We start from the raw sequence: 5860 nt of genomic DNA on the forward strand, positions 1-5860 counted from the left end.
AGCCAGACACAGCGGAAGTAGGTGCAGCGAAGCAAACCGTAGCCGCTGCGCCCGGATCGATCCCGGAGCGAAGGGACCCGAGCTTGCGAGGGCCGTACGCAGGAGCTAGCGTTTTTTGCTTACTTTTTTAGGCGCTTGTAAAAAAGTAAGTCGCCGTCAGGCGAAACCGCCAGCCGCAACATCCGAAGCAACGGATATTCACCCAAAACCCCAAAACCCCAAAACCCAAGAGCTCAAAGCAACCCCTCCCCCTCCGGCAACTCATAAGCCATCGCCACATTCCCCCCAACCCCCGACCGGCCCGGTCGCCCCAAGGTCGGCTCCTTCTGCAGACACTCCACCAGATAATCGATAAACACCCGCAGCTTGGGCGGCAGATACCGCGTCGGCGAATGCAACAACCACAACCCACCGTGATACGAAGCCAAAAACGTCCACTGCGGCAACACCTGAACCACCAGCCCCTGCTCCAACGCATAACGCGCCGTGAAGTAAGGCAGACTGCCAATGCCAATGTGCTGCAACACCGCCCCCAACCGCACACCCGTATGGTTGGCGGCATAGCGCCCACGCACGCCAACCGTCACCGCTTTGCTGCCTTTCTTGAACTTCCAGCGGGCATCGCTCGGAGTTTCGCCCAGATAAATACAACTGTGATTGAGCAAATCATGTGGATGCGTCGGCGTGCCGTGTTCGGCCAGATACTGCGGCGTGGCACAGAGCAAATGATCGATGGTCAGCAACTGACGCCCGACCAGCCCCGCCGGCGGCCGATCGGTGATGCGAATCGCCAGATCGACGTGGTCATCAATCAGATCCACCTGGCGATCCTCCAGCAGTAACTCGACATCGACCTTGGGATAACGCCGCAAAAACTCCGGCATGTGCGGATGAATCACGAAACGCCCTACGGCTTTCGGCACACTCACGCGCACCAGCCCTTCGGCCTCATGAGTGAACTGGCCGCTGATTTCCATCACTGAGCGGGCGGCGCTGACCATTTCCTGACAGCGCTTGAAGACCTCTTCGCCACCGTCACTCAAGCGCAGCTTGCGCGTGGTGCGCTGCAACAAGCGCGTCGCCAGTGCCTTTTCCAGGCGGGAAATGCTGCGGCTCACTGCTGAGGGTGACGTACCCAGTTGCCGAGCGGCTTCAGAGAAGCTGCCCGTCTCCACGACCCTGACGAAAATCGCCATTTCTCCGAGTAACGGTAGCGGCAAATTTATGCTCACAGCGCACAAGTCCTTTGATGTTTGAACGGATTATCACGCCATTACCCGATTCATATAATAAAAAAAGAAACTTTAATAAGGGCATGGAATATGACGCTTCGCCTCTTTTTCCATAGTGATGACCTCAAGGCCAATGTGGAAGTCCTCGACTGCACGCCCCAGGAAAACGAATTTGCTGTCGTGCTGCGCGCAACCCTGTTTCATCCACAGGGCGGCGGCCAGCCCAGCGATACCGGCTGGATTGGCGAAAGCCAGGTATCGCGTGTAGTACAGGATCCGGAGCGGATCATCCACTTTGTCGACCGCCCGGTACCGCTGGGTATGACAGTGATCCACATCGACGAACAGCGCCGCCGCTTCAACACGCGCATGCATTCGGCCGGTCACCTCATCGGGCATTTCATTCAGGCGCAGGGCTGGATACCAATCAAGGCTCATCATTGGCCGGATGAAGGTCGTGTGCAGTTCAAACCCGGCGACGCCGCGCAGGAAATTGACGTAGCGGCCGTGCAACAAGCGCTCGATCAATGGATCGCCGACGATCTGCCACGTCTGACCTCACTGCGCGAAGGTGCGCGGGAAATCAGTTTCGGTGACCTGCCCGCTTATGGCTGCGGCGGCACCCATGTACGCAGCCTGAAGGAACTGGGCACAGTCACGATCACGTCCCTTTCGCAGAAGAAAGGCACGTTGTCCGTCCACTACAACGTGGATTGAGCATTTCGAACGCTGCCGCACGCAGCGTTCGACGCCGGGGGACCGTTTTCGCCGGTTCCGTTGACTATCGATAGATGGACCTAAGACATGATGCTAGACGTCGAGCGTCTCGATGAGACGTGCATAAAAAAACTGGCCAACGAAGAAGTCCTCGCCATCCGCATCAAAAACTTTCTGGCCGAACCGCTGGCAGTCGAGATTGGCAACAAGATCCTTGCTCCGGGGTTCGAGGGCTATATCAACGCACCGAGCATTGGCCGCATCGGCATGGCGTTTTACGAGGCAGAAAATCAACCGCTGCTGATCGAGGATTACTTCGAGCGCGCGGCCAGTAATATCGCTGAATTGCGCAATCGTTGCGCGCCCTACTCCTCACCGATCGATACCTTGCGCTGCATGCTCGACGAATCCTGGCCGGCCGGTGCGCATCTGGAAAACCTCTACGGGCGCAAAATGTACGTCGGCTTGTCGCGCGTGGTGAAGCCGGGCGTGTGCTTTCTTGCCCATCACGACATCTTCGCCAAGGACGCTCCGGACAGTTTTCAGGCACGCAGTCTGGAAGCCCAGTTTGCCTGCAACGTCTACCTGAACATGCCGACCGAAGGCGGTGCGTTGCAGATGTGGGACGACCACATCACCCCTGACCAATTCGACGAGATGCGTGGCGACAGTTACGGCATCGACCCCGCCCTGCTTGGCCCTCCTGCGCTCGAGGTCCGGCCGCAACCGGGCGATTTCATCATGTTCAACTCGCGACGCATGCACTCGGTGACCCCGGGCGTGGCTGATCCGCGCTTGAGCCTGTCGTTCTTTGTCGGCTATCGCGGCAATGCATCACCCCTGACTTACTGGAGCTGAAATGTATTCGAATTATCTGGGCGAGTTTCTCGCGCTGGCGACCATCCACTTCCTGGCCGTGGTAGCGCCCGGCCCGGACTTCGCCGTGACCATTCGCCAAAGTGTGCGCTTCGGCCGGCTGGTCGGTATCTGCACGGCGCTGGGCATCGGCGCGGGGATTTCCGTGCATGTGCTTTATACCCTGCTCGGTGTCGGCGCCTTGATGCACACCACGCCGTGGTTGCTGACCGTCGCCAAAGTGATCGGCGGTGCCTACATTCTGTATCTCGGCGTCAGCTTGCTGCGCAGCAAACCGAAATCGGCCGTCGAGGGTGAAAAATCCAGCGACGAACCAATGGTCGAACAGACCTTGTTCAAAGCCTTTAGCACCGGTTTTCTGACCAACGCCACCAATCCGAAAGCCACGCTGTTTTTTCTGGCGATCTTCACCACCATCATCAGTGCCAGCACGCCGCTGCAAATCCAGGCGCTCTATGGATTGTGGATGTGCTTTGTCAATGCATCGTGGTTCGTGCTGGTTGCGCTTTTCTTCTCGAGCAACCGGATCAGATTGCTGTTCATGCGCATGGGGCACTGGTTCGAACGCACCATGGGCGTGGTACTGATTCTGTTCGCCGGTCGATTAATGTTGTCCTGGTAAAGGGATACACGCAAAAAGGCCCGCCGAAATCGCTTCAGCGGGCCTTTTTCAGGATTTACATCGACGGCTAGTACGAATGCTGCGCAAACAAAAACGCCGATCATCAGTGATCGGCGTTTTTGTGAATATGGAGCGGGAAACGAGACTCGAACTCGCGACCCCGACCTTGGCAAGGTCGTGCTCTACCAACTGAGCTATTCCCGCAATGGCGTCCCCTAGGGGACTCGAACCCCTGTTACCGCCGTGAAAGGGCGGTGTCCTAGGCCACTAGACGAAGGGGACACAGGCTACAACTTTCACTAATAAAAACGCCGCTCACTGAGCGGCGTTTCTAGAATTTGGAGCGGGAAACGAGACTCGAACTCGCGACCCCGACCTTGGCAAGGTCGTGCTCTACCAACTGAGCTATTCCCGCAAATGGCGTCCCCTAGGGGACTCGAACCCCTGTTACCGCCGTGAAAGGGCGGTGTCCTAGGCCACTAGACGAAGGGGACACGCTACCCGGAACACATGGTGTGTGTTTCGGTGTCCAGATCCGCGTCAAAAGACTTGGCTCTGGTTTCACTCAGCACCGCCCGAAAGCACTGCCGTTTAAAACTGGAGCGGGAAACGAGACTCGAACTCGCGACCCCGACCTTGGCAAGGTCGTGCTCTACCAACTGAGCTATTCCCGCATTGGCGTCCCCTAGGGGACTCGAACCCCTGTTACCGCCGTGAAAGGGCGGTGTCCTAGGCCACTAGACGAAGGGGACACACTACAACATTCACTCCCTGCCGCGCTTCGCTGTGTGCTTTACGCTGCAAGTGGCGCGCATTCTATGGATGGATTGAGGGGTCGTCAACCCCCAGATATAAATTTATTTAAATCAATGACTTCGCCCCGCTTTAGGGCAGCAGGCGGGCTTTTCCGTCGTCCGATGTTTGACGCCTATATTCTGCCACCCGGCAAGACGTTATAGTCCACACAGTGATGGCAATCTGTACATCAAACGCCAGCATTCATATAAACAGTGTGCGGCCGATACAGATTGAACTGCCGAACCGAATCGTCGAGTGGCGCTAGGCGGCCCTATGCCCAGCCACTACACTCGCATGCGAACCCTATAAAGAGGTCTTACCGGTGACACCACTCATGATCACCCTGCTTGTCATAGCCGGGATCGCAATTCTGATCGCCATTGGCTACATGAACCATGTGGTGGAAAACAACAAACTGGAGAAGGCCCGCACCAAGGTCGAACTCAACGACCGCCTGCGCCGCTGCGGCGAACTGACCGAGACCTTCCCCGGCCAGTTCATGAGCCCGGCACTCAAGCTGCTGCTGACCCGCCTGGAACTGAACGTCTGCCAGCGCCTGCTGAACCTGGAAAAAACCAGCGCCACCACCAAAGCGCGCATCACCGAGCTGAGCGCCCTGGTGGCCCAAGGCGAATCGATCCCGGTCAACAACCCACCAGCGCCGATCATCACCGAAGCCAAGGCCAAAGACGTACGCTTCCTCCTCGAAGCCCTCCACGGCCAGATCACCCGCGCCGCCCACGACGGCTTCCTGCCACCGAACGAAGCCAAACACTGGGTTCGCGAAGTGCGCCATATCCTCGTCCTGCTGCACATCGAATTCTTCAACAACCTCGGCCAGCAATCCCTGCAACAAAACCAGCCCGGCCAGGCCCGCCTCGCCTTCGAACGCGGCGTGCAATACCTGCGCAAACAACAAGACCCGCAGATCTACGCCGAACAACTGCAATACCTGGAAAAACTGCTGGCCCGCGCCAACGCCCAGGTGATGGACAAGATCGCACCGGTCGAAGGCGAAGAAAACCAACTGACCGCCGGCCTCAAAGACGTCGAGGCGGATGCGGACTGGAAGAAGAAAGTCATTTACGACTGAGTGCAGAGATTTGAAGAGAAGCCACCGAGAGGTGGCTTTTTTATGCGATCGCGGCAGAGAGCCTGACAAAATTTCGCTGAAGAGGAGACCGCTTTCGCGAGCAGGCTCACGCAACGCGTCGCTGCTCACCACTCCTACGATGAGCGGTAGCTCGAGTGCTTTTGATCTTGCCTTAATGCTGGAAATCAATCTAAAGAATCAAAAGCCCCTCACCCTAGCCCTCTCCCGGAGGGAGAGGGGACTGACCGGGGTGGACGCGAGAGCTGCGCCAACCTGAAATACCGAGTCGTACACGATTTCAAAGCCAACACAGATCAGCTCCCTCTCCTGGGGGAGAGGGCTGGGGTGAGGGGCAGCCACACCACAAATCCAAAGCCAACCACCCGCTTCTAACCACTCAACAATGAGCGCCAGCTCGAGTGCTCTTGATCTTGCCTAACCAGCGACATCGGAAGGCTGAGTGGAGGGATTGATCCGGGCGTGGGAGCGCAGCGACCGTCTGGCGCAGCCAGACACAGCGGA

At 57.7% G+C, this 5860-nt stretch carries 5 protein-coding genes and 6 tRNA genes; 4 read left to right on the forward strand and 7 right to left on the reverse strand.

The window, feature by feature from the left end:
- Positions 1 to 233: 233 nt before the first annotated feature.
- A complete protein-coding gene (locus tag ACYYKW_RS26270; protein WP_464991573.1) occupies positions 234 to 1232 on the reverse strand; it encodes a LysR family transcriptional regulator in 999 nt (332 codons plus the stop codon).
- A gap of 90 nt (positions 1233 to 1322) precedes the next feature.
- On the opposite strand from ACYYKW_RS26270, the gene ACYYKW_RS26275 reads away from it, so the two are divergent.
- From ACYYKW_RS26275 to ACYYKW_RS26285, 3 genes are all read left to right on the forward strand, one after another.
- Entirely contained in the window at positions 1323 to 1949 is a 627-nt protein-coding gene (locus ACYYKW_RS26275; RefSeq protein ID WP_336356334.1) for an alanyl-tRNA editing protein, read from the forward strand.
- An 87-nt stretch (positions 1950 to 2036) separates the two neighbouring features.
- Entirely contained in the window at positions 2037 to 2807 is a 771-nt protein-coding gene (locus ACYYKW_RS26280; RefSeq protein ID WP_464991574.1) for a 2OG-Fe(II) oxygenase, read from the forward strand.
- A gap of 1 nt (position 2808) precedes the next feature.
- Positions 2809 to 3447, forward strand: coding sequence for a LysE family translocator (locus ACYYKW_RS26285; protein WP_093099369.1), 639 nt, complete (start codon positions 2809 to 2811; stop codon positions 3445 to 3447).
- Between the two features lie 128 nt (positions 3448 to 3575).
- On the opposite strand, the gene ACYYKW_RS26290 is transcribed toward ACYYKW_RS26285, so the two are convergent.
- From ACYYKW_RS26290 to ACYYKW_RS26315, 6 genes are all read right to left on the reverse strand, one after another.
- Positions 3576 to 3651 (reverse strand) — tRNA-Gly (locus tag ACYYKW_RS26290).
- Positions 3652 to 3653: 2 nt separating this feature from the next.
- Positions 3654 to 3729, reverse strand: a tRNA-Glu gene (locus tag ACYYKW_RS26295).
- A 57-nt stretch (positions 3730 to 3786) separates the two neighbouring features.
- Positions 3787 to 3862, reverse strand: a tRNA-Gly gene (locus ACYYKW_RS26300).
- A gap of 3 nt (positions 3863 to 3865) precedes the next feature.
- Positions 3866 to 3941, reverse strand: a tRNA-Glu gene (locus ACYYKW_RS26305).
- 104 nt (positions 3942 to 4045) lie between these two features.
- A tRNA-Gly gene (locus ACYYKW_RS26310) sits at positions 4046 to 4121 on the reverse strand.
- Between the two features lie 2 nt (positions 4122 to 4123).
- Positions 4124 to 4199 (reverse strand) — tRNA-Glu (locus tag ACYYKW_RS26315).
- A gap of 380 nt (positions 4200 to 4579) precedes the next feature.
- On the opposite strand from ACYYKW_RS26315, the gene ACYYKW_RS26320 reads away from it, so the two are divergent.
- Positions 4580 to 5338: a hypothetical protein gene (locus tag ACYYKW_RS26320; protein WP_172833250.1), complete on the forward strand. Its 759-nt coding sequence runs from the start codon at positions 4580 to 4582 to the stop codon at positions 5336 to 5338.
- The last annotated feature ends 522 nt before the right edge of the window (positions 5339 to 5860 follow it).

It is taken from the genome of Pseudomonas sp. 15C (assembly GCF_055484735.1).